We start from the raw sequence: 21,948 nt of genomic DNA, 5'->3' as shown, positions 1-21,948 counted from the left end.
GGGACCCACCGACAACCGTCCCCGCTCCCGGCCCCGCCTCCCCCACACCACCCCGCGAACGCAAGCGCCCCCCACGCACCCGCCAGAGCCGACCTACCCTTGCTGCCTTCCGGCCCTGGGGGAGTTCAGTCAGATAGCGCCACGTGAGGGGCTCCGCACAGGGTACCCGATGGCGAGGGGTGGAAACGAACCGGTGGCCGGGGGCGGGAACGGGTTCGCGAGCATCCCTCAACGTCTTGTATTGTTTGCGGCGGAGGATTCGCCTAGTGGCCTAGGGCGCACGCTTGGAAAGCGTGTTGGGGGCAACCCCTCACGAGTTCGAATCTCGTATCCTCCGCCAGTGCCTCACCGGGCACTAACGTCGAAGGCCCCCATCGCGAGATGGGGGCCTTCGACGTTTCTGGTCGCGATACGGGATGTTCCACGAGCGCCGGACAAGCCCTTGGCCGTGCCCCCGGCCTCCGGTCCGTCCGGCGCCGCGCCGTTATGTGATTGCGGGCGCGGTCGCCGGTCCGTACTCTCCTCGGCAACGCGTAGACGGAGACGAGTAGCCAGGGCTCACGCGAGTGGAGAGAGCCGCCGGAAGCTGGGAAGGCGGTCTCGCGCCCCGGGGTGAAGACCCTCCTGAGCGCGGGGAGGAACGACCCCGTCCGGTGGTCCAATGCCCCGTCGGCCGGCCCCCGTCATCGGGCCCGAACGAGGCCGCCTCACTCGGCGGCGAAAGTGCGGTGGTACCGCGAGTCGCCCTTCTCGCCCGCACTCCCAAGGGATCATGACGACGTCCTTCGGAGGACCGAAATGATCCACAGCCGCGTACACGTCTCCGACCTGCGGGAAAGCATGGGCCGCACGGTGTCCGTCTGCGGGTGGGTGAACACGCTCCGCCTGCAGAGCACGATGCAGTTCGTCGTCGTACGGGACGGCACCGGCATGGTGCAGGTGACCCACCGGCGCGACGGCGGGCCGCTGGAGGCCCGGCTCGAATCCCTCACCCCCGAGTCCGCCGTCCGCGTCACCGGCCGGGTCGTCGACGCCGCGCAGGTCAGGCTCGGCGGTCTGGAGATCGTCCCCGAGAGGGTCGAGATCCTGAACCCGGCCGCCGCCCCGCTGCCGATCGACGAGCACACCGGCCTGGAGCAGCGACTGGACTGGCGGTTCCTGGACGTACGCCGCCGGCCCGCCGCCCAGCTGGTGTTCGCCGTGCAGACCACCCTGGAGCAGGGCATGCGCGAGTACGCGTACGCGCACGGGGCCACGGAGATGCACACCCCCAAACTCATGGGCGCCGCCTCCGAGTCCGGCGCGGAGGTCTTCGAGCTGGGCTACTTCGGCCGGAGCGCCTACCTGGCGCAGTCGCCGCAGTTCTACAAGCAGATGGCGATCGCCGCCGGGATCGACAAGGTCTTCGAGATCGGGCCCGTCTTCCGTGCCGAACCGTCGTTCACGTCCCGGCACGCCACCGAGTTCACCGGCGTCGATGTGGAGCTGGCCTGGATCGACGGCGTCGAGGACGTGATGGCGTTCGAGGAGCGGATGCTCGCCCACGCGATCGCGAAGGTCGCCGACGCCCACGGTGAGGCGATCGCCGAGCGCTTCGGCGTCGAGGTGGCCGTCCCCACGGTCCCCTTCCCCCGTATCACCATGTCCGAGGCGCACCAGCTCCTGCGCGAGGGCGGCTGGGACCCGGAGGGAGTCAAGGACGACCTGGACCCGGAGGGCGAACGGAGCATCTCGGCCCGCGTCGAGGAGGCCACCGGGCACGAATTCGTGTTCATCACGCACTACCCGGTCGGCATCCGGCCCTTCTACCACATGCGGCCCGCCGACGACCCGAGCGTGACGCTCAGCTTCGACCTGCTCTGGAAGGGCCTGGAGATCACCACCGGCGCACAGCGTGAGCACCGGTACGACGTGCTGGTGGAACAGGCCGCCGAGAAGGGGATGACCACCGAACCGCTGCGGGACTATCTGAACGCCTTCCGCTACGGATGCCCTCCGCACGGCGGGCTCGGCATGGGGCTCGGGCGGGTGCTGATGGTGATGCTCGGCCTGGACTCGATCCGCGAGGCGAGCTTCCTCTTCCGCGGGCCGAACCGGCTGACGCCGTAGTCGGCCGCAGGCCGCGTCCCCCGGTAAGGGCGAAACGCCTCGCGCCGGGGGGCGCGGCGTCAGTGGCGGACATGGCACAGGTCACACGTCCCTGCCTCGCCGGGGTTCCTGTCCCAACGGGACCACAGTGCCGGCTCCCACTGGGACAAAGCGACCTCGGAGGCACAGTTCGCTGTGGGAGAGGATGACGCTCATGGCGAGCGCCGACTCGGTGGTGACCAGTGAGGCGCCGGGGAGTGATTCCCCAGCTGGTTTCACGGCGGCGTGGTGAGGTGCTGGTGGTCCGGGCGGTCGTGCTCGGACAGGTGCTCACCGGTGGTCTCGCCCACGTCGGCCGCTTCGGCCGGACCGCACTTCGGATTACCGGATACCTCGCTCTCCGCTGGGCTCATCGACGATGTTCAACGGGGTCCGACAGCTCGCCGAGGAACTGCCCCGACGCAACTCAGGGCCCTAACCGACCGCCCCGAACAGTCAGGAGGACAGTCGGAGAGCGTGTGGAGGGCGAACCTCGGTAGCGCCCGGTCGGCGGGAGGCTCTGCCGTGTTCGACCGGGCGGATCCCTCAGAATTTTCGGGCAGTGATCAGGAGAGTTGACGGCCCATGGGTGTGTCTGGGGTCATTGAGTTCCTGTGTCTGGCAGAGGCGAAAGCCGGCACGGGCCAGAGCCGCCGACCACTGGGGGATGTCAAGATCCCAACGGGCGACAGGGCGACGGGTCCCGTCGGGGAGGGCCAGGAAGTCCGTACGGGCGCGAGGCACGGTCAGGGTCGACCGGCCGCCGCGGCGGGGATGAGGAACGGAGAAGGCCAGAGGCCGGTACGGATTGAGCCGACGGGCGATCGCCGGCAGGAGGATCTCAGGATCGGCAAGGCCCACCGCGCCGAAGACCGAATAGACGGCGTCGAACCGTTCACCTCCGGAACGGAGGAATCGCAGCGCGTCGCTCGTGAGATAGGTGACTCCCGGCAGATGTCCATAGCGATCGCGAGCCCGGCGGATCTGAAGATCGACGATGTCCAGCGCGGTGACGTTCGCGCGTTCCCGGCCAGCCAGATACGCCGCACTGTGGCCGCTGCCACAGCCGAGGTCCAGGAGGGGAAGGTTCCGTACACTCCGGCCGAACGCCCCGACGCCGGGACCGATACCGGGGCAGGTGCCCCACTCCAGCCGCGGCGGTACCGGAGAGGGGCCGGGGGGCTGGTCTCGAGCCTGAGCCGCGTAGGCGTGCCAAGGAGAGGACAAGCTGATCATTCACGTCTCCGTTGTGAACGAACGGTGGGCTTAGACACGTGAGGTGGTGCGCTCCACACGACGGCGCGGGAGTCGCGTAAAGGGAGGCGAAGAAGTCGGCGGGGGGAGGGCGGGCCGGTGAAAGAGCCGCCGGCCCGCCACGAGTCACTGGGACTTGCTCAGGACCATGACCTCAACACGTCCATCCCGTCGGCTTTTTGGGCCCTATCTCATGCCTCGTCCGTCACCCGGTGGGCATAGACCTGCTCGATCCACCCTGCCTTGAACTCGCTCAGCTCATCGCGGAAGACGGCCATGGAGGCGCCGTAGGGGGCAACGACTCCGCCGGTCTGGTCGGGCACGGACTGGCACCCGTGGACAAGTCGGCCGCCGAGCGCCGCATGGGCCTTGATGGACTCGATGCGTCGGTATTCGTTGAACCATCCCCCGTGGTAGATCTCGTCGAGCATCGCGCCCACGCTGTCGTCCAGGCCGAAGACGACTGATGTCGCCGCGGGGAAGAACCAGCAGGGGCCGACGTTGGAGATGTGCCCATCCAACTCGACCTTGTTGAGCGCCATCAGCGTGGCGGCCTCGCGCAGCATCCGCAAGTGGTCGGGCGTGACCTGCGGAAGCCCGAGAGTCGGGAGATGCTCATCGCGGAAGAGGTACGTATAGACCTGGTACGCGGTGGAGAGCACTCGGGCCGGGTCCGATGTGGAGACCGCGTACCGCTTGATGAAGTCGAGCGCCATCTGCTCCACCGCGCTGGCCGCAGTCTCCTCCGCGGGCAACAGTTCTGACTTGACGAGCTTCCAGTCCGCCACGAGCCAGGTGTGGGACTCGAATCGGAAGAAGTACTCGTCCGGATCGACGCTGATGCACCGTCCATCGACCTTCAGGCCGGGAAGACGGTTCCAGCCGGGATCGAACGCCGCGGGCAGTTCGACAGTGACGATCTCGTTGCCGATCGCCTTGTGTTCGATCAAATTCATTTTTGCGGCAGTCACTTGCTCACCTCTCTTGTGAGTGATTTCGGGCAGCGCGCTGCCCAGATGCGGCGGGGGTGGGTGACCAGGGCACAGCCGCATGAGCCAGCGGTCGGCCGGTGCGCACGGAGCCATGAGCCTCATGGCGGTGCCGAGCCTTGGTCGTTGCCTCAGACGGCCGTCCGTCGAATGCGGACCGCAGACGAGATCACTGACCCCGGGGCCGGCAGACGTTCGGTGGAGGAAAGAGCGGGCGATCGGCCCGGTGATACGAAGAGCGCCTCCGCATCAGACAGGCCGTCGGGCACCGGTTCGAACGAGGGTCCTTACGCGTACCGGCCCCGGTGCCATGGGAACGGTACGGCGAACGCCTCAGTCCCGGGAATACGAGCCGACCCTTTCGATAGGCTCAAAGGGCCACACAAAATCACCTCCAATCGAACCCTTATCGACACTTCGAATGTTCGTTTCATTTCCCCTGAATGGCGGGAGATGAATTGGTGTGAACTTTAGACAGGGGGCGCCTTGCATCCGACAAAAAAGTGAGAGCCGTGAGAAATTATTTTTTACCAAGCCTCCTCGTGCCCATTGAGGAGCCAAACTTTTGGAGCCATAGACGATGCGCAGGTTCTTTCCTTGCCCGATGGGCCGCCGCCCACCGAGGCATGGCTCACTCGGCGGCAGCCCGCCGGAGCCCACACGGTGCGTTCGGTGGACGGGGAGCTTGTGCGGACCGGTGACGCCGTGAGCGTGAGAACGGCGGGTGTCCCCCGACTGCAGGATCTGACCTACTTGGTGACCACCGCACTGGCCGTGGACGCGGGCAAGCCGTTCGACCAGATCCGTCTGGACGTCTTCGACCGGGCCAGGCTCCTTGCCCAGGAGAACGACACCGTCGGGGCCTTCGATGCCGATAAGTGGGAGAAGCGCCGGAGCGACGAGAAGGCGTACTTCCGCAGCACGGTCGTAGCGCTGAAGGAGTTGATGCGACTCGACTGGGTGGAGCGACACGATCTGCCCTCCACGCCGAGTTCGGCACCCGCCCACGCGGATGTGGTGCTCACCATGACGCCGGCCGGTCGGGAATGGACCCGGCTGGTCACACGCGAGCCGCTGGACGGCTTCAATGCCCTCGCGGGAGTTCTGATCGAAGCACATCCTCAGTTCGAGGCATTTCTGCGGCTGGTCGGAGCCAGACCGGACAGCACCGCGGATCATCTGACCATCCCTCTGATGAGGGCCGAGGAAGCCTCACAACGGGATCACACAGATCATCTGTCCAGCTTCGTGGCTCACCTGGTCAAGAAGGCCCGTACAGACGATCTGGGCTGGTCCGCCTCGCCCGAGGTCATCGAGGAAGCGCTGCGCGGCTATGTGTCGCGGGCCGTGTGCCGGGACGCGCGGCGGGCGAAGGCGGAGACCGAGCCCGCCGCGCAGGAGAAACGACGCAAGGAGGCCAACAGCCGCAAACGGCTCGTCGCCCTGTGCGAGGAAGCGGCTGTCCGGCTCGCTTTCACGGCTGCGGGCTACCCACTGGATTACGTCAGCCATGAACTGCTCCGCCGATGGACGCGGTTCTTGGGGCTCGCCAACTTCAGCTACTACGTGCCCGGACCGTCCGCGCTGCGCATCTGGAAAACCGCCGATGTCATCGGCAGCGGACCCGCGACCGTTTTCCGGCGCGCGGTGGGCGATGAAACGCGCAGGGCGGCCATGGAGATCCTGCCCGTCGTCTGGCGTGCGGTAGAGCAGCTCGCGGCCCAGGATATGTTCCTGCCGGTGTGGAGGATCAGGGCCGCCGTCTGCTGGGAACGCCGCATCAGCGACGGAGAGTTCGACGCCGCCCTGACAGCGGCTGCTCGTGGTGAAATCCCCGGCCTCGGTTTCAAGGTGCACCTCGACGGCGCGTCGGGCGGCAGGACGCCGCGTTCCACCAAGCCACTGGTCCTGACGACCGCCTCCGGGCACCGCTCCTACCACGTGATGCGCGTCTACAACGAGGGCCGGAACGAGGAGATCTCCGCATGACGGGCGAGGCCCAGCCGCAGCCGGGGCTGCTCTGGATCAAGAATATGTGGAAGTTCCGCAATAACCCCTTCCCAGCCACTGGCGTGGCCCGAATCGGGGGCGCGGACGCCAGGGAGAACGGTCTTCTGTACGAACCCGATGTGCACGCTGAACAGCTGCGCCAAGTAATCGACAAGTTCGTCCTGGGGATGTCCCATTCAGGTCTGAAATTTGGATTCCTATGGTCGGAGGGTGCGACTGCGAGCGATTTCGATGCTCGAGGCTTCGGTAAGTCGGTGCTGATGCAGCATGTGGCAAGAGAGATTAACGATCAATTCGGCGCAAAGGTGTACTTGTCGGCGGGCCTGGATGAGGAGGACGCCGCCGAGATCCCGATCTGTTGCCTGCTGGCAGGCTTCGACACGGCACAGGTGAGGACGCTCGGCGCGGTGCTGTTCGCCGCTGTCGAGTACGCGGTGGCCACCGTGGCGAAGGATGGGACGACTCTCGTCGGCCGGCTCCGACAGGAACTGATCTCCACCGCCCACACCACCGATGCAAAGGAGCTGGCAGCGACAGTGGTCAACGGCCACCGGGCCCTGCGCGGCAGGACCCTCGGTCCACCCGATGAGAAACTGATCGCCGCACTCTGTTCAAGCAATCCGGCGGACGCCGCCGACTACCTCATGCGAGTCAGCCCCACCACCCGTTCCCGTAACGGGGCGGTTCACATGGCGACGTTCCTGCTGTTCGCGGCAGCGGCCGGAGTGAAGCATGTACTCCTCTTCTGTGATCAGCTGGAAGACCTGGCGAGCACCACGACGGCGAAGGCGAAACGCGATCTGGAGATCGAGAGATTCCGGGACGTGATCGTGGAAACGCTGCCCATGGCTGACATGGTGACCGTGATTATGACCATGCATCCCCGGGCCGCCCTCACCATCGGCGCCGCTTGGGACCTAGCCGATCTGCCGAGCTTCACCCTCACCGACCAGAACGAGCGGAGTACGGTGAAGCTCTCCCCGCTTCGCGACGCAGAGCAAACCGCCCAATTGCTCAGGCCATATCTGGTGGCTGCGACGAAGCCCGAGGCATCGCGGTCCGACGACGAACTCTTCCCTTTCACCCGTGAAGCCATCGCCTGCCTCTTCAGCCTATCCAGTCGCAAACCACGCGACGTCCTGCGCAAAGCACACGCCGTTCTGGACGCGGCGGCGGTCAGAAATCTCGAACGGATCGAGGCTGAGGACGTCCTCCGCTATTTCGACGCGACAGCTCCCCGGCCTCGTGACAGCTTCGGCCTCACCTCCGGCGCCCTCGACTGGAGTCGCAAGTGACAGGCGACGTCCATGTCCGCGGTCCAGAATCGGACGCCTGCACCGCGGCCGACGCCAGCTCCTGGCGTCGGCCGCGGTGGGGTCCCCGGGACGGGAGATGCGATGCGTGCACCGCACCCCTCAGCGCGTGGGAGGGCGACGCTTGTGCCTGCCTCGGGCCCTTGGGACGGCGGCACGGAGACCTGCTGTACGCGGTGGCCTGCGCGAGCGCGGCTCCACTGGATGTATCAGGGCTCGTAGAACTGGTCGAGACCGCTCACGGGAAAAGCATCCCTGAGCATTCGGCCACGACGACCATCGCCGGAGACCGCCGATTCTGCTGGGCGGGCCCCGGACGGTATGCGCTGTACCGGCACGGGTCGCTGCCCGGTCCGCGCACTCTCGGCGAAGTGAGCTGGCTGACCCTCAACTTCTCTCCCAGGCCCCTGACGTTCGACGAAATCGACCACTGGCTCAGGGGCATCGGCTATGAGTACCGAGCTCAGTCGTTGGCGCACTCCATCCGCAGATCTCCATGGATGACCTATCAGCCGGACGGTCACGTCACTCTGTTCTCGTCCGAGGAAGGAGGGGCCCATCTACGCCCGAAGGTCGCGCCGAACGCGGACGAGGAGAGCTGGTCAGCGCTCCGCAACGCGGTGGCCCTGCGGCTGAGCGCCTGTCTGACCGAGCACGCCGGTTCGAACGCGCCCTCACCGGTGCCGCCATGGACTCCCCGATGGCCGGACTGGGCCGCCCAGAGACGTTGAGCGGCTAGCTCGCCCAGATGCCCGTTCGCATCAGTCCACCAGGCTCTCCCACAGGGAGAGCTGCGGAGCCTTCGTCACATAGTGATGCTTTTTGGGGATGAGGAATTCGTAGCGGGCGATCAACCGGTCCGTGGCGGCCAGAACCGCATCTCTGACAGAGGTCCTGATCGCCTCGTCCCAGTGAAAAGTAGAGGCGGGGGAGTGTAGTTCGTCATGGGGCAGGAAGCGGAGAGCCTCCCAGCAAATCAGTTGCGGAGCGTACTTGACCAGGTGCCCGTGACCACAGGAGCGGCGGGAGAGCGGGAGCTCTTCGAGCGTCTTGTTCGCCATCCACCATGCCTCCGCCGCGCGCGCGATCCCGACCGGCTCCATGCCTGAGTGGAAAAGAGTCCGGTAGGAGGTCGACGTCTGATCGCCCCAGAGGATCTCCATACCTTCCGGAGTGGACGCCTCATGAGCGAGCTGAGGTCCGGGGCCGGAGAAGCACGCCAGGGCCCGGGTCACATCGACCATAGAGTAGGAGAGACCGTTCGGGCCGGATGTCATACCCCGACGGGGCTCAAAGGATCCCCGCTCCCAGTTCGCATTCATCAGCCGTGCGATGTTGGGGCAGCGGACCAGTCTGTCCTGGGCCGTCCTGAGGTTCGTGAACCGGTCGGCGGTGTCATGCAACCGCCGAGCGCGCTCACGTTCGGCACCGACAAGGATCTCCAACCGGACGATCGTGTTGGCCAGCATCGACGGATCCATCACGGCACACGCCGCAGCGATCACCCGCAGTCGCTGAAGGCCGTCGATGCATTCCACGCCCTCGGCCCGGAGATGCGCCGCGAACGGCCCCGAGGCTCCTGGAACCAAGTTCACCTCGTCAGCACCGAGCACGATCGTGCCAACGGCCCCGAAATCCTCCGGAGACTCCTCCAGAAGCCGGGCCAGGGCCGCCGTCCGGTCGCTGTCGTAGAGAAAGCCCCGGTGAGCACGCAAGCTCCGGGCGGCATCCGTGCCTGCGGCGAGCACGGCCAGTTCCGTCACCGGAACTTCGACGGACCAGCCTCGGGTCATGAGCGCCTTGCGCAGTGGCCGAAGCCAGAGAGACGGCCCGCTGGAGGCCATGATTGGGGAGTGCACCGTCACAGTCACATCCCTCACAACGCTCAAGAGCCCCTCACGTGACGGGTCAATCGCCAGTCCTATGAAAAGACCACACCCTGGGATCCTCGCGTCGACACTGAAAGATCGTCGCTGTCCCGAACGTGCTCCCTCGCGCCATCACCCGCACCTCGCGCTACTGGGCTACGCGCCCCTGCGACACAGGCGGAGCGGCGGCCGGGAATGGCCCGTGGGGAACGCCGCGCATCAGAAGGATCCGGGCCCCAGACCCATCTGGGGCGGCTGTGGGCGGATGTCTCTGCCGACCCAGGAGACGGGCACCAGCGCAGCACCACCGTTCCGTGCGCCACCCGGAGGTCAACGGGCACATATCTTGGGCGACTCAACGCCCACGCCCGGGTCGGGTGCCGACTCGATCGGTACCTGATCAGGCGTCGGCCGGGGCGCGGCGCATCGACCAGAGGGGTGGGCCGCCGCCGGGGAGGTGGACCTCGTCGGTCACGGTGAAGCCGAAGTGCTCGTAGAAGGGGATGTTGGAAGCCTTGGAGGACTCCAGGCGGGCGGGCAGGCCGGCGGCGTCGGCCCTGGCCAGGCCGGAGCGCACCAGGGCGGCGCCCTGGCCCGTGCCCTGGGCGATCGGGTCGGCGCCGATGAGGGCCAGGTACCAGTGCGGTTCCCGGGGAGTGTGCTTCGCGTCCTCCGTAACGGCTTCCGCGAACGCGTCGGCCCGGTCGCCGAGGATGCTCCGCAGCTCCTCGATGGTCCCCGCGTCGGGAACGGCCTGGTCCCGCGCCTCCGGCGGCATCCAGAAGGCCGCCGCGTCCGCAGTCCGCTCGCACACCGCACTCCGGATGTACTGCCGGGTGAAGAGCGTGGTGAAGTACCTGCTCAGCGACGTCTCGCGCGAGGACTCCCGGGGAAAGAGCCAGCACATCATCGGGTCGTCGCCGAAGGCGCGGGCCAGGGAACCGCTGATCTGCCCGGCGTCGTCGATCACAGCCGGCCTCGGCATGTCCGTCATCGCCACAGCGACATTCTGCATCCGATGATCTTCGACTGCGAGGCGGGGCCGGTGCGCCCCGGCCCGCGTGGCCGGGCGCGGGAAGAGGTCGCGCGGGGCCGGGCGCGGGAAGAGGTCGCGCGGGGCCGGGCCGGTCGTACGCTGGCAGTGTGGTGCGGTTGATCGTGGCGGCCGGGGGCGAGGGAGACGCCGTCGCCGGCGCGATGGTGGACGCCGCGCTGTACGGGGGTGAGCGCCCGGCCGTGATCCTCACGTACGCGTGGGACCGGCCGCGGCTCGGCCCCGTGCCCGGCCCCCGAGGGGCCGACGACTTCACCGGGCTGCGGCCGCTGACGCCCCGGGTCTTCGCGCTCCCCGCCGGGACCGAGACCGTCCCGCCCGCCGTGTCCACGCTCCCCCGGCTGGCCCGAACACTCCCCCAGACCCTCGCCCTGATCGATCCGCGCCACGGCGCGCGGGGCGTCGCCCGCCAGATCGACGAGCTGGTCCGGCTGCTGGCGCCGGAGTCGATCGACCTGCTGAACGTCGGCGGCGGCGTCCTCGCCCGGGGCGGCGAACCCGGCCTCCGGTTCCCGCTCGCCGGCGCCCTCGCCCTCGCCGCGTGCGGCCGAGCCCGAGCCCGCGTACGGCTGCTGATCGCCGGGCCCGGTCTGGACGGCGAACTGCCCGCCGGGGAGCTGCGCGGGCTTCTCGGCCGGAACGTCCTCACCCTGACCGCCGAGCATGTCCAGCCGGTCGCCGACGTCCTGGAGTGGCATCCCGACGAGGCCGCCGCGATGCTGGCGGCCTGTGCGCGCGATGTGCGCGGACTCTGCGAGGCCCGGGAGGCCGGCCCGCCCGTGCCCCTCACCGACGAGGGCCCCACCGTCCACGAAGTACCCCTCCCCGACGCCCTGGGCCGCAGCCGGCTCGCCCGCGCCCTCGCCTCCACCACGACTCTCGCCGAGGCCGAACAGCTCTGCCGCGACATCTGCGGCTGCTCCGAAATCGACCGTGAACGAGGCAGAGCCCTCCGGCTCAGCGACCGGCCAGGACGCGGACTCGACCCGGACACCGCGCTCGCCCGGGTCGCCGCGTACGAGCACCTCGCCCGCGGCCGGGGAATCAGCCACACCACCTTCCGCCGCCTCGGCGACGCCCTCGGCCTGAGCGGCGCGGCCCACGAGGACCTCAGGGCCCTGCTGATCGCCGCCCGGCCGGAGCAGTGCGAGCCGCCGCCGCTGTGGCACATTCCGGCGGCGGCCTGAGAGCGGGTGTGGGGTGCTGCGGCGGCGATGGGGGTGAGCTGCCGCTTCGTGGGGGTGTGCGGGCGGTGTGGTGGTGCGGCGGGGGCCTGCCGGTTCCAGGTGTACGGCCAGGTGCAGCGCGGGCCGCCCGGGGCGCGGGGCCGTCCTCAAACGCCGGACGGGCTGGAAGGGATCGGACCCCGGCCAGGTCGGGACGCCCGCACCGACCGGTTCCAGGTGAACGAACCCGTACAGCACAGGCCACCCAGGACCCGGGGCCGTCCTCAAACGCCGGACGGGCTGGAGGGGATTGGACGGGCTGGGTGGGTCGGGGGGAGCTGGACAGTGGCGGGCGGAGCGGAGGTCGCCGGGCAGGGGTGGGAGGGGGTGGGAGGGGGTGGTGGGCTGGGTGGGGGAGGGGTGGGGTTCGAGGGGGTGAGTGGGGGGTGAGGGGGGTGGAGGGGTTTGGGGGGACCTTGGGGCGGGAGGGGTTTCGTTGCCGAGGGACGGTGGAGCCGTGGTGGAGGCATCCGGGCCGCGAGGTCTGCCGCGGAGGGCGTGGGCGGTCAACCCGCCGCCGGCCGGGGCCGGTGGGTTCCTGGGCCTGCTCTCCCTGGCGACCCTCGTGGCGACTTTCGTGGACCCGAGCGAGCTGACCGGACAGCCCGTCTGGGCCAAACCCGCCCGGTTCGCCTTCTCCTTCGCCCTCTACGACGTCACCCTTCTCTGGCTGCTCACCTTCGTACGGGGTCACCGCCGGCTCGTCCGCGTGATATCCTGGACCACCGCCGTCGGCGTGGTCGCCGAGGTGCTCTGGGTCTTCGGATCGGCCGCGGCCGGCCGGATCAGCCACTACAACCACGGCAGCTCCGCCTCCACCGGACTGACCATCACCATGCTGGTCATCATCTCCGTGGTCGGCGTGATGACCCTGCTCACCATCGGGCTGCTGCTGGTCCAGCGGGTCGAACCGCCCGCCCTCGCCTGGGCGCTGCGGCTGGGACTCGCGCTCACGGTCGTCGGCATGACCCTCGGGACCCTGATGATCACCCCCACGCCGGCGCAGGAGACCGCCGCCGACCTCAGCGGGAGCATGCCGGTCATCGGGGCCCACAGCGTCGGCCGGGCCGACGGCGGACCGGGGATGCCCGTCACGAACTTCAGCACCGACGCCGGGGATCTGCGCGTCGCCCACTTCGTCGGCGTCCACGCGCTCCAGGCCCTCTGTCTGCTCGGCCTGCTCCTCACCCTCGGACCCCGGAGCCTCGGCCCGCGCCACCGCACCGCCCTCGTGTGGATCGCCGCGGCCGCCTTCCTCGGGCTCGCCCTCGTCCTCGCCTGGCAGGCCCACCGCGCCCAGTCCGTCGTCTCACCGGACGCGACGACCCTCACCGACCTGGCCGCCCTGGCCGTCGCGGTCGCCGCCGCCGTCACCGCCGTCTTCCTGCGCGCCCGCGCCTCCCGTCCGGCGCGCCCCGACACCCCCGGGTGATCCAACAACCCCGGGACCGCCCCGGCCGGCGTCCCTCAGTCGACGGTGACGACCACCGAGTGCCGGCCGCTCGCCCCGTCGGGGACCGTACGGGTCCGTTCCGCCGTCTGGACCTCCCCCGTGCCGTCGGTGGCGCGGACGGTGAGGGTGTGCGGACCGGGAGTCGCCCGCCACGGCAGCGACCAGTGCCGCCAGGTGTCACGGGTGTCCTGCGCGGCGAGGACGGCGGGCCGCCACGGGCCCTCGTCGATCCGGACCTCGACCCGCTCGACGCCCCGGCGCTGCGCCCAGGCCACCCCGGCGATCATCACCGTGCCCGCCGCCGGCCGGGCGAAGGGCTTCGGGGTGTCGATCCGGGACTGTGTCTTGACGGGCGCCTCGCGGGCCCAGCCGCGCTTCACCCAGTACGGGTCGTACGCCGCGAAGCGGGTCAGCTCCAGCTCGCGAATCCACTTGCACGCGGAGACGTAGCCGTACAGCCCCGGCACCACCATCCGGACCGGGAAACCGTGCGTGAACGGCAGCGGCTCGCCGTTCATGCCCAGGGCCAGCAGCGCGTCCCGCCCGTCCATCAGCTCCTCCACCGGGCTGCCGATGGTCATCCCGTCGACCGAGCGGGCCACCAGCTGGTCGGCCGGGCCGCCCCGGGACGGCGGGCGCACGCCGCACTCCCTGAGCAGTTCCGACAGCCGTACGCCGATCCAGCGGGCATTGCCCGCGTACGGGCCGCCGACCTCGTTCGAGACGCAGGTCAGCGTGATGTGGCGTTCGATCAGCTCCCGTCGCAGCAGGTCGTCGTAGGTGAGCGTGAGCGGTCGGGTGACGCCCTCGCCGTGGATGCGCAGCCGCCAGCGCGAGGCGTCGACCCTCGGGACCACGAGGGCCGTGTCGACGCGGTAGAAGTCCTTGTTCGGGGTGATGAAAGGGGTGATCCCGGGCACGCGCAATCGGGCGTCCGCCGGTGTGGGAACGGCCGCGGACGCCGGGCCCGGCAGGGCGATCCGCGCGCGGGAGGCGGCCGCGTCCCGGCCGCGTGAGCCGTTGAGGGAGCGGCCCAGCCCTCCCGCCGCCGTGGAGGCGGCGGCCGCGGTCGTCGCCGCGAGCACGAAGCCGCGCCGGTTCCAGCCGGGTGCGAGGTCCGGGGACTCCCGTCCCTCCCCGGGCTCCGGACCGCTCAAGCCGCCCGTACCGCCCGCATCGCCCGCATCGCCCGTACTGCCTGTAACACCACCTGTACCGCCCGCACCGTCCCCAAGAGCCCCGGACGCCCCCGGCAGTCGTCCCGTCAGGAAATACAGCAGAGCCGCCCCCGCCAGCCCCCCGGCCAGGGACGGCAGGGCGTCCAGGAAGCCGGTGGAGTCCGGGCGGCCCGTCGCCGCGAGGGCGCCGACCGCGCCGAACAGCAGCACTCCGGCGGCGCCCGCGCGCCGCCGCCGGGACGCGAACGCGCCGAGCGCCAGCGCGAAGAGGACGAGAACGGTCAGAATGCCCGCCAGGAGCACCAGTTTGTCGTTGGCTCCGAAGGTGCGGATCGCCCAGTCCTTGAGCGGCGCGGGCGTCCGGTCGACGGCCGCGCCGCCCACCGCGATCACCGGGCCGGACTCGGGCCGCACGGCCGCCGACACCAGCTCGGCCACCGCCAGCGACAGATAGGCGGCGAGCACTCCGGAGAGAGCGCCCGCCGCGACGCGCCGCCGACCGCCTGGGGGCCGGCGGTCCTTCCGCTGCTGGTTCCGGTTCCGGTTCACACGGGGAATCCGGCGCCGGGGCCGGTACGGATTGGTCCGGCGGGCACGCGCTCCCCACCGGACCGGCCCCACGCCGAGCGGTCAGCCGACAACCGTCAACCGTCAACCACAGTCGTCAACCGTTAACCGGCAGCCGCCAGCCGCAGTCGTCAGCCGTCAGCCGTCAACCGAACGCGACGGCCGCCAGCGGCGCGGAGGTCGGCAGGGGCGAACCCCCGGCCGGCTCCAGCGTGATGCCCATGCCCTTCGCCCCGCCGAGCCGTCCGGCCATGAGCACCGCCTCCGAGGTGCGGCCCGGGTCCATCAGGCCCGCGGGCCGCATCGCCCCGCCCTCCTCGTACCAGAGCTGGTAGACCTTGCCGGCGGGCGGCCGGGCCATCCCCTCCGTCGCGAACACGGCCCGGTCCCGCTCGCGCGAGACGACGACCGTGCCGCCCGCGCCGCCGGGGAGGGCGACCGTGCGGACCTTCGCGTCCGGCGCTCCCAGCACCGACGCGACCCGGTCCAGCTGGACACGGGCCGCGCGGGCCCGGTCCTCGGCCCGTCCGGCCTCCTGGTGCTGCCACACGGCGGTGCCGCCGAGCCCGGCGGCGACCGCGAGACAGGCCGCCATGGCCCACCGGGCGAGCCCCCGGCCCCGGAAGGGCCGCGCGGCGACCCGCTGGATCGAGGCGGTACGCGGATTCTCCTGCCGGACCGTGCCGATCCGGCGCATCACGGCCTCCTTGAGACCGGGCGGCGGGGTCACCGCGAGCGCGAGGCCCAGCCGGGCGGCGACGGTGCCCAGCTCCCGGGTCTCCTGGGCGCAGGCGGCGCAGGAGGACAGATGGCGTTCGAAGGCGGCGCGTTCGTCGTCGGGGAGCGCGTGCAGCACATACGCGCCCGACAGCGTGTGGACGTCCACGGCGGTCATACGCTCACCCCCAGGCAGTCGCGGAGCCGGATAAGGCCGTCGCGCAGCCGCGTCTTGACCGTGCCGAGCGGGGTCGCCAGCATGTCGGCGACCTCGCGATACGTCAGCCCCCGGTAGTAGGCCAGGGTCAGGGACTCCCGCTGGAGTTCGGTGAGCGTCCGCAGACAGCGCCGCACCTGCTCCCGCTCCAGCCGCGTCTCCACCTCCTCCTGGACCTGGTCGTACGCGGGTGTACGGCCGAGCCTGGCCGCCTTCTCGTCGCGCGCGGCGGCCGCGTGGGCCGAGCGCACCCGGTCGACGGCCCGCCGGTGGGCGAGGGTGAGCACCCAGTTCATGACCGTCCCCCGGTCGGAGCGGTAGCGCGCGGCGGTCCGCCACGCCTCGGTCAGCACTTCCTGGGCGACTTCCTCGGACTGGGCGAGGTCGCGCAGCACGCTGCGCGCCACCCCGAGCACGGGGCCGGACACGGCGTCGTAGAGGGCGGCGAAGGCCTGCTGATCGCCCTTGGCGACCCGGCTCATCAGCTCTTCCAGATCAGGGCCGGTCGCGGGGTTCCTGCCGATGTGGACCGCTTCTGGCACGCGGCGCTCCTCTCCAGACGAATGGGACGGTCACGGGGGATTCGGAGCGGGCCGGGGCATGGATGGGCGGCGACGCCCTCTTTTCCCGGGCCTCTTTCCCGGGCCTCTCCGCCGGGTCTCCCCGCCGGGGTTCCCCGCCGGGCCTCGCTCCCGGTCTTCCTCGCCGCGCCCCCGCCTCCGCGGCTCTCGCCCTCGAGGATCGGGGACTTCTCCGAACCCCTCCGGGCGAGCCTCTTCGGGCGGGGGCCCCCGATCGGATGCACCGCGTCTCGCCCCGGGCTGGGCCCTGGCCGGGCGCGTCCGGGCGCGGCCGCCGGCGACAGGTACGGGCCCGCGCCGCACCGGGCCCAAGTGCCGTCACCCGTGGGTGAGTTCGGCCCCGTCGACCGTACGGGCCGGTTGCTCGTGCATTGGTATGGACATGACCATGATGTCCGGTCTAGCCTTGAACTTGGTCTAGACCAAGACTGCGCCAGCCTGGCACTCCCCCCACCCCAACCCAGGAGCGAAGCATGCGCAGAAAGATCACCTCATCCCTGCTCGGCCTCGGCATCGCCGCCGCCTCCGTCCTCGCCACCTCCTCCAGCGCTCAGAGTCACGGCTACGTCGACTCCCCGATCAGCCGTCAGCAGCTCTGCGGCAAGGGCACGGTCAGCAACTGCGGGCAGATCAGATGGGAGCCGCAGAGCGTCGAGGGGCCCAAGGGCTTCCCCGGGCGCGGTCCCGCCGACGGCGCGATCTGCGCCGGCGGCAACGGACGCTTCGGTGAGCTGGACGACCCGCGCGGCGGCGCCTGGCCCACCACCAAGCTCTCCTCGGGCCAGAGCCACACCTTCACCTGGCGGTTCACCGCCCGGCACAACACGTCCGACTTCCGCTACTACATCACCAAGGACGGCTACGACCCCTCCAAGCGGCTGACCCGTGCCGACCTGGAGCCGCAGCCCTTCCTGACCGTGCCGTTCGGCGGCGCCCAGCCGGACGCCACCGTGAGCCACTCCGGCACCCTGCCGCAGAAGTCCGGCAGGCATCTGATCCTCGGCGTCTGGAATGTGTCCAACACCGAGAACGCCTTCTACGCCTGCTCCGACGTGCGCTTCTGAGCCGAAGCGCGGACCGTGTCCCGGCCCCGGCCGGGGCACGGCCCCCCACGCGCGGACCCGGGCCCGGCCCCCCTCGCCCCGGCCCCGGCCGGGATGCGGTCCCCGGCCCCGCCCCCGGATAATGGACGCACGGGGCGGCGGGACCACCGGGCCCGGCGGCCCTCCCCCCACGGAGGTGCACGCCATGGCCAGGGACAGTACGACCGCCGCCGGGCGGGCCCGGCGGCGACCGCCGCACCCGACGCCCCGGGAGCGCGCGGACCTCGGCCGGGCGGCGCGCAGGGCGACGCCGAGGTCGGCCCACGCGGAGTTCGCTCCCGCCGCACAGCGGCCCGACCCGATCGACGTGATCGAGGAACAGTCCGCCGCCCGGGTGCCGGAGCTGGTCCCCATCCGCTACGCCCGGATGTCAGAGTCGCCGTTCCGCTTCTATCGGGGCGCGGCGGCGATCATGGCCGGGGATCTGGCCGCCTCGACGCCGGCCTCCGGCCTGACCGCGCAGCTGTGCGGGGACGCCCACCTGATGAACTTCCGGCTCCTCGGCTCCCCCGAGCGACGGCTCGTCTTCGACATCAACGACTTCGACGAGACCCTGCCCGGCCCCTGGGAGTGGGACGTCAAACGCCTCGCCACCAGCTTCGTCATCGCCGGACGGGAGAACGGCTGCACGGCGAAGGAGCGGAACGGCATCGTCCGCGCCGCCGTGCGGTCGTACCGCGAGCGGATGCGGACCTACGCCGGGATGGGGAATCTGGAGGTCTGGTACGACCGCGCCGACATGGAGCAGCTGCGCTCGATCACGGACGACCGGCTCGGCGCGCGGGGGCGCTCCCGGGTCGCCAAGGCCATGGCGAAGGCCCGTACCCGCGACAGCCTCCAGGCGTTCGAGAAGCTCACCCACCTGGTCGGCGGCGAACGCCGGTTCGCGCCCGACCCGCCGCTGATCGTGCCGCTGGAGGATCTGCTGGAGGGCGCGGAACGGCATCGTTACGCCCGTGAGCTGCACGGACTCGTCGAGCGCTACGCCCGGAGCCTGTCCACGGAGCGCCGGCACCTGCTCCGGGAGTACCGCGTGGTCGACATCGCCCGCAAGGTGGTGGGCGTGGGCAGCGTCGGCACCCGCTGCTGGATCCTGCTGCTGCTCGGCAAGGACGACGAGGACCCGCTGATCCTCCAGGCCAAGGAGGCGGACCACTCGGTGCTCGCCGCGCACGCCGGCGAGAGCGCGTACGAGAACCAGGGGCAGCGGGTGGTCGCCGGGCAGCGGCTGATGCAGGCCGTCGGCGATGTGTTCCTCGGCTGGGACCGGGTCAGGGGGCTCGACAGTCTGCGCCGGGACTTCTACGTACGCCAGCTCCACGACTGGAAGGGCATCCTCGACCCGGCGGACATGGTCCCCAAGGGGATGCGGGTCTTCGGCGAACTCTGCGGAGCGACCCTGGCCCGCGCCCACGCCCGCTCCGGCGACCGGATCGCGATGGCGGCCTATCTCGGCTCCGGCGACTCCTTCGACCGCGCGCTGGCCGCGTTCGCCGAGAGCTACGCCGACCAGAACGAGCGCGACCACGCGGCGCTGCTGGCCGCCGCGGAATCGGGCCGGGTGACCGCGTCGCCGGCCGAGTGAGCGGCCGGTACGGGGAGGGCCGCCGGTACGGGGACGCCCCGCCTCCCCCGCGCGCGCGGCTCCCGCACCCCTCGCACCCGGCCCGCACCCCCTCCCGCGTGATCCGCATCACAGCAGGTCAACCGGTACGGGGCCGCCGGGCGTAGCGTCTCCTGCGTACCTGATGCATCTGCGAGGAGAGCCGACGTTTGACCGAGGAGGAGTTCGCCGAGTTCTACACGCGATCGGTCCACCGCCTCACGGGCCAGCTCTATGTCATGACCGGCGATTTCCACGAGGCCCAGGACGTGGTCCAGGAGGCCTTCGTCCGGGCCTGGGGCCGGCGCGGGCAGCTGGAGCGGGATCTCGGGCCCGAGGCATGGGTGCGCACCGTGGCCTGGCGGCTCGCGGTGAGCCGGTGGCGGCGCGTGGTGCGGGGGCAGCGCGCGTGGAGCAGGCGTACCGACCCGGTGGCGAGCGGCGGGCCGGAGCCGGGCATGGTCGATGTGGAGCGGGCGCTGCGCCGGATGCCGGCCCGGCAGCGGCAGTGCGCCGCGCTCTTCTACGTGTGCGATCTGTCCGTGGAGCAGGTCGCGGCCGAGACCCGGCTCTCCACCGGCACCGTCAAGACCCATCTCTCCCGGGCCCGCGCCAAGCTCGCCGATTTCCTCGACCACCCTTCGCACTCAGGGGAGAGCAGTGAAGTCTGACCTCGACAACCGGATGGCGGCCGAGCTGCGGCGGGTCGCCGACCGGGCCGCGGAGCGGACCCGCGCCCCGGGACTGCCGGCGATCACCGCGAGAGCGCGCGGGCGGCGGCGCAGGGCGCTGGCCGTGTCCGGGGCGGGCGTGCTGTGCGCGGCGGCCTCCCTGGCGGTGCTGCTGGTCACGGGCGGCGCATCGGATCCCGTACCGCCGTCGTCGCCCGCGAGCGTCCCCGTCACGGAGAGCGCCACCGAGAGCGGTCCGCGTCCCAGCGCGTCCCAGGTGCTCCCCTCACGGAGCGGTCCGCCCCGTCCGACCGCCACGCCCGAGGCGAGCGGGACGCGCCCGGACGGGGGGCGGAGCGGGACCGGGGCGCGGACGGCGGGACCGCCGCGCCCGCCGAACGGGCCCGAGACCGCGACAGGCCCCGCGAACGGACCCGCGACCGGCGCCGCGCCGAGAACCACGACCGGCGCCGGGGCCGCCGACGGGATCCCCGGCGGCCCGCCCCCGGCGCAGGCCCCGGTGGAGAGCCCTCCCCCGTGACCGAGGGGACCCGTGACCGAGGGGACCCGTGACCGATGGCGCCCGTAGTCGATGGGGCCCGTAGTCGATGGGGCCCGTAGCCGATGAGCCCGTAGTCGATGGGACCCGTAACCGATGTGACACGCGTCTCATATGTCAACCCCGTCCCCGCTCCCCCGCGTAAGGCCGGAAGAACCTGACCTTGCGAGGAGCCGATGGCCGACCACACGCAGACCGACGTCCGCCCGACCGCCGCCGGGCGGCAGCGGCGGGCCGGACCCGGGGCCCCGCGCCCGGCCGCCGTCCGGCCGCTGTCCGGCGCGCGGCGGGCGCGGCACACCGGCCTCGCCCGTACCGCGTGGACCGTGACCGCGGTCTACGCCGTGAGCACGGCCGTCCATCTGGCGATCCTCGCCGCGATGACCGCGCCGCACGGCCCGAGCGTCCGGGAACGGCTGCTGGCCTGGGACGCGCTGCTCTACATATCCATAGCCGAGGACGGCTACCCGGCCGGCTTCACCTACCAGGAGAACGGCGAGCTGAGCGGCAACAACCTCGCCTTCTTCCCGCTCTTCCCGCTGCTCGCGCGGTCTCTGCACCGGCTGACCGGCGTCGACACCGGCACCGCCGCCCTCGTCGTCGCCCACCTCTCCCTGCTGGCGGCGCTCTTCGCCGTACACCGGCTGCTGATCCGGCTGTACGGCCCGCGCACCGCCACCGTCGCCGTCGTCCTGCTGGCGGGGGCCCAGCCCATGGCCCTGACCTTCCTCATGGCCTACAGCGAGGCGCTGTTCCTCGCCCTGGCGGCGGGCTCCCTGCTCGCGGCCCACCGGCGCGCCTGGCTGACCGCCGGGGTGATCGCCCTGCTCGCGGGGCTCACCCGGCCCGCCGCCTTCGCCCTGGTGCTCGCCCTGGTCTGCGCGGCCCTCCTGGAGATCCGCCGGGTCGGCCGCCCGGCCTGGCGTCCCGTCACCGCCGTCGTCCTGGCCTGCGCGGGCACCCCCGCCTATCTCGCCTGGGTGGGGAACCGCTCCGGCCAGCTCAACGCCTGGTTCGAGATCCAGGAGGCGGGCTGGGGCACCCACTGGGACTTCGGCGCGTCCTTCGTCGACTTCCTGGGCGGCGCGTTCCTCCGCAACGACGACTGGGTCCCCCTCAGCACCGCCGTGCTGCTGCTCGCCGCCGTCTTCGCCACCGTCCTCGCCTGGCGGCGCGACGCCTGGCCCCCGCTGCTCGTGTACGGCACCACCGTGCTCGTGCTCACCCTGGGGCAGAGCAACTTCTACCACTCCAAACTCCGGCTGCTGATCCCCGCCGTGCTCTTCCTCGTGCCCCTCGCCCAGTCCCTGGCCAGGTCGCGCGATCGCAGCGTGGTCGCCGTTCTGACGGCGGCGACCCTCTTCGGCAGCTGGTACGGCGCCCATATGCTCACCACGTGGCGGTACGCCATCTGACCGGGCCCCGGACCGGCCCCGGGACGCGCCCGCCGATGGGCCG

General features: G+C 71.0%; 19 protein-coding genes, 1 tRNA gene and 1 other RNA gene. 12 read left to right on the top strand and 9 right to left on the bottom strand.

Features of this window, described 5'->3' with window-relative positions; genetic code table 11:
* Positions 1–57 precede the first annotated feature (57 nt).
* An RNA gene (gene ffs, locus ACF089_RS32230) (signal recognition particle sRNA small type) lies at positions 58–156 on the bottom strand.
* A 96-nt stretch (positions 157–252) separates the two neighbouring features.
* Between ffs and ACF089_RS32225 the strand changes: the two genes are divergently transcribed.
* Together ACF089_RS32225 and aspS are read left to right on the top strand one after the other, a co-directional pair.
* Positions 253–340 (top strand) — tRNA-Ser (locus tag ACF089_RS32225).
* A 458-nt stretch (positions 341–798) separates the two neighbouring features.
* The gene (aspS, locus tag ACF089_RS32220; RefSeq protein WP_392034492.1) at positions 799–2,109 is read left to right on the top strand and encodes an aspartate--tRNA(Asn) ligase; all 1,311 of its coding nucleotides are present in this window, start codon (positions 799–801) and stop codon (positions 2,107–2,109) included.
* Between the two features lie 254 nt (positions 2,110–2,363).
* Here the strand turns inward: aspS and ACF089_RS32215 are convergent, their stop codons facing one another.
* From ACF089_RS32215 to ACF089_RS32205, 3 genes are all read right to left on the bottom strand, one after another.
* The gene (locus ACF089_RS32215) at positions 2,364–2,501 is read right to left on the bottom strand and encodes a hypothetical protein (RefSeq protein ID WP_392034490.1); all 138 of its coding nucleotides are present in this window, start codon (positions 2,499–2,501) and stop codon (positions 2,364–2,366) included.
* Between the two features lie 172 nt (positions 2,502–2,673).
* Positions 2,674–3,363, bottom strand: coding sequence for a class I SAM-dependent methyltransferase (locus tag ACF089_RS32210; protein ID WP_392034487.1), 690 nt, complete (start codon positions 3,361–3,363; stop codon positions 2,674–2,676).
* 209 nt (positions 3,364–3,572) lie between these two features.
* Positions 3,573–4,337, bottom strand: coding sequence for a hypothetical protein (locus tag ACF089_RS32205; protein ID WP_392034654.1), 765 nt, complete (start codon positions 4,335–4,337; stop codon positions 3,573–3,575).
* A gap of 789 nt (positions 4,338–5,126) precedes the next feature.
* Here ACF089_RS32205 and ACF089_RS32200 point away from each other — a divergent pair.
* The 3 genes from ACF089_RS32200 (at position 5,127) to ACF089_RS32190 (ending at position 8,424) form a co-directional block, all read left to right on the top strand.
* A complete protein-coding gene (locus ACF089_RS32200) occupies positions 5,127–6,359 on the top strand; it encodes a hypothetical protein (protein ID WP_392034484.1) in 1,233 nt (410 codons plus the stop codon).
* Positions 6,356–7,675 (top strand): hypothetical protein, encoded by a 1,320-nt coding sequence (locus ACF089_RS32195; protein WP_392034481.1) that lies wholly within the window; start codon positions 6,356–6,358, stop codon positions 7,673–7,675. Before ACF089_RS32200 ends, ACF089_RS32195 begins: the two co-directional genes overlap by 4 nt.
* A gap of 389 nt (positions 7,676–8,064) precedes the next feature.
* Positions 8,065–8,424, top strand: a complete 360-nt coding sequence (locus ACF089_RS32190; RefSeq protein WP_392034478.1) for a hypothetical protein — start codon at positions 8,065–8,067, stop codon at positions 8,422–8,424.
* Positions 8,425–8,454: 30 nt separating this feature from the next.
* Here the strand turns inward: ACF089_RS32190 and ACF089_RS32185 are convergent, their stop codons facing one another.
* Together ACF089_RS32185 and ACF089_RS32180 are read right to left on the bottom strand one after the other, a co-directional pair.
* Complete coding sequence (locus tag ACF089_RS32185; RefSeq protein ID WP_392034475.1) at positions 8,455–9,558, bottom strand: hypothetical protein; 1,104 nt, start codon at positions 9,556–9,558, stop codon at positions 8,455–8,457.
* Between the two features lie 403 nt (positions 9,559–9,961).
* Complete coding sequence (locus ACF089_RS32180) at positions 9,962–10,576, bottom strand: GNAT family N-acetyltransferase (RefSeq protein ID WP_392034472.1); 615 nt, start codon at positions 10,574–10,576, stop codon at positions 9,962–9,964.
* A gap of 128 nt (positions 10,577–10,704) precedes the next feature.
* Between ACF089_RS32180 and ACF089_RS32175 the strand changes: the two genes are divergently transcribed.
* Positions 10,705–11,802 (top strand): DUF1152 domain-containing protein, encoded by a 1,098-nt coding sequence (locus tag ACF089_RS32175; RefSeq protein ID WP_392034469.1) that lies wholly within the window; start codon positions 10,705–10,707, stop codon positions 11,800–11,802.
* Positions 11,803–12,298: 496 nt separating this feature from the next.
* Complete coding sequence (locus tag ACF089_RS32170; RefSeq protein WP_392034466.1) at positions 12,299–13,273, top strand: hypothetical protein; 975 nt, start codon at positions 12,299–12,301, stop codon at positions 13,271–13,273.
* Between the two features lie 35 nt (positions 13,274–13,308).
* Here ACF089_RS32170 and ACF089_RS32165 read toward each other — a convergent pair whose 3' ends face one another.
* The 3 genes from ACF089_RS32165 to sigK all read right to left on the bottom strand — a co-directional run bounded on the left by ACF089_RS32165 (position 13,309) and on the right by sigK (position 16,515).
* Entirely contained in the window at positions 13,309–15,021 is a 1,713-nt protein-coding gene (locus ACF089_RS32165) for a sulfite oxidase (protein WP_392034463.1), read from the bottom strand.
* A 163-nt stretch (positions 15,022–15,184) separates the two neighbouring features.
* The gene (locus ACF089_RS32160) at positions 15,185–15,934 is read right to left on the bottom strand and encodes an anti-sigma factor domain-containing protein (RefSeq protein ID WP_392034461.1); all 750 of its coding nucleotides are present in this window, start codon (positions 15,932–15,934) and stop codon (positions 15,185–15,187) included.
* On the bottom strand, positions 15,931–16,515 hold the full coding sequence (sigK, locus tag ACF089_RS32155) for an ECF RNA polymerase sigma factor SigK (RefSeq protein ID WP_392034458.1): 585 nt from the start codon (positions 16,513–16,515) through the stop codon (positions 15,931–15,933). The genes ACF089_RS32160 and sigK overlap by 4 nt, the downstream gene beginning before the upstream one ends.
* Before the next feature lie 512 nt (positions 16,516–17,027).
* Between sigK and ACF089_RS32150 the strand changes: the two genes are divergently transcribed.
* From ACF089_RS32150 to ACF089_RS32130, 5 genes are all read left to right on the top strand, one after another.
* Positions 17,028–17,618 carry a lytic polysaccharide monooxygenase gene (locus tag ACF089_RS32150; protein ID WP_392034455.1) on the top strand — a complete coding sequence of 197 codons (591 nt, stop codon included), beginning with the start codon at positions 17,028–17,030 and terminating at the stop codon, positions 17,616–17,618.
* Positions 17,619–17,802: 184 nt separating this feature from the next.
* The gene (locus ACF089_RS32145; protein ID WP_392034452.1) at positions 17,803–19,242 is read left to right on the top strand and encodes a DUF2252 domain-containing protein; all 1,440 of its coding nucleotides are present in this window, start codon (positions 17,803–17,805) and stop codon (positions 19,240–19,242) included.
* A gap of 188 nt (positions 19,243–19,430) precedes the next feature.
* Positions 19,431–19,931 (top strand): SigE family RNA polymerase sigma factor, encoded by a 501-nt coding sequence (locus ACF089_RS32140; protein WP_392034449.1) that lies wholly within the window; start codon positions 19,431–19,433, stop codon positions 19,929–19,931.
* The gene (locus ACF089_RS32135; RefSeq protein ID WP_392034446.1) at positions 19,921–20,472 is read left to right on the top strand and encodes a hypothetical protein; all 552 of its coding nucleotides are present in this window, start codon (positions 19,921–19,923) and stop codon (positions 20,470–20,472) included. Before ACF089_RS32140 ends, ACF089_RS32135 begins: the two co-directional genes overlap by 11 nt.
* A 194-nt stretch (positions 20,473–20,666) precedes the next feature.
* Entirely contained in the window at positions 20,667–21,905 is a 1,239-nt protein-coding gene (locus tag ACF089_RS32130) for a glycosyltransferase 87 family protein (RefSeq protein ID WP_392034443.1), read from the top strand.
* The last annotated feature ends 43 nt before the right edge of the window (positions 21,906–21,948 follow it).

Source organism: Streptomyces sp. NPDC014894, from assembly GCF_043080985.1.
In the GTDB taxonomy this organism is placed as follows: Bacteria; Actinomycetota; Actinomycetes; order Streptomycetales; family Streptomycetaceae; genus Streptomyces.
This window is presented reverse-complemented; position numbering and strand designations above follow the sequence as displayed.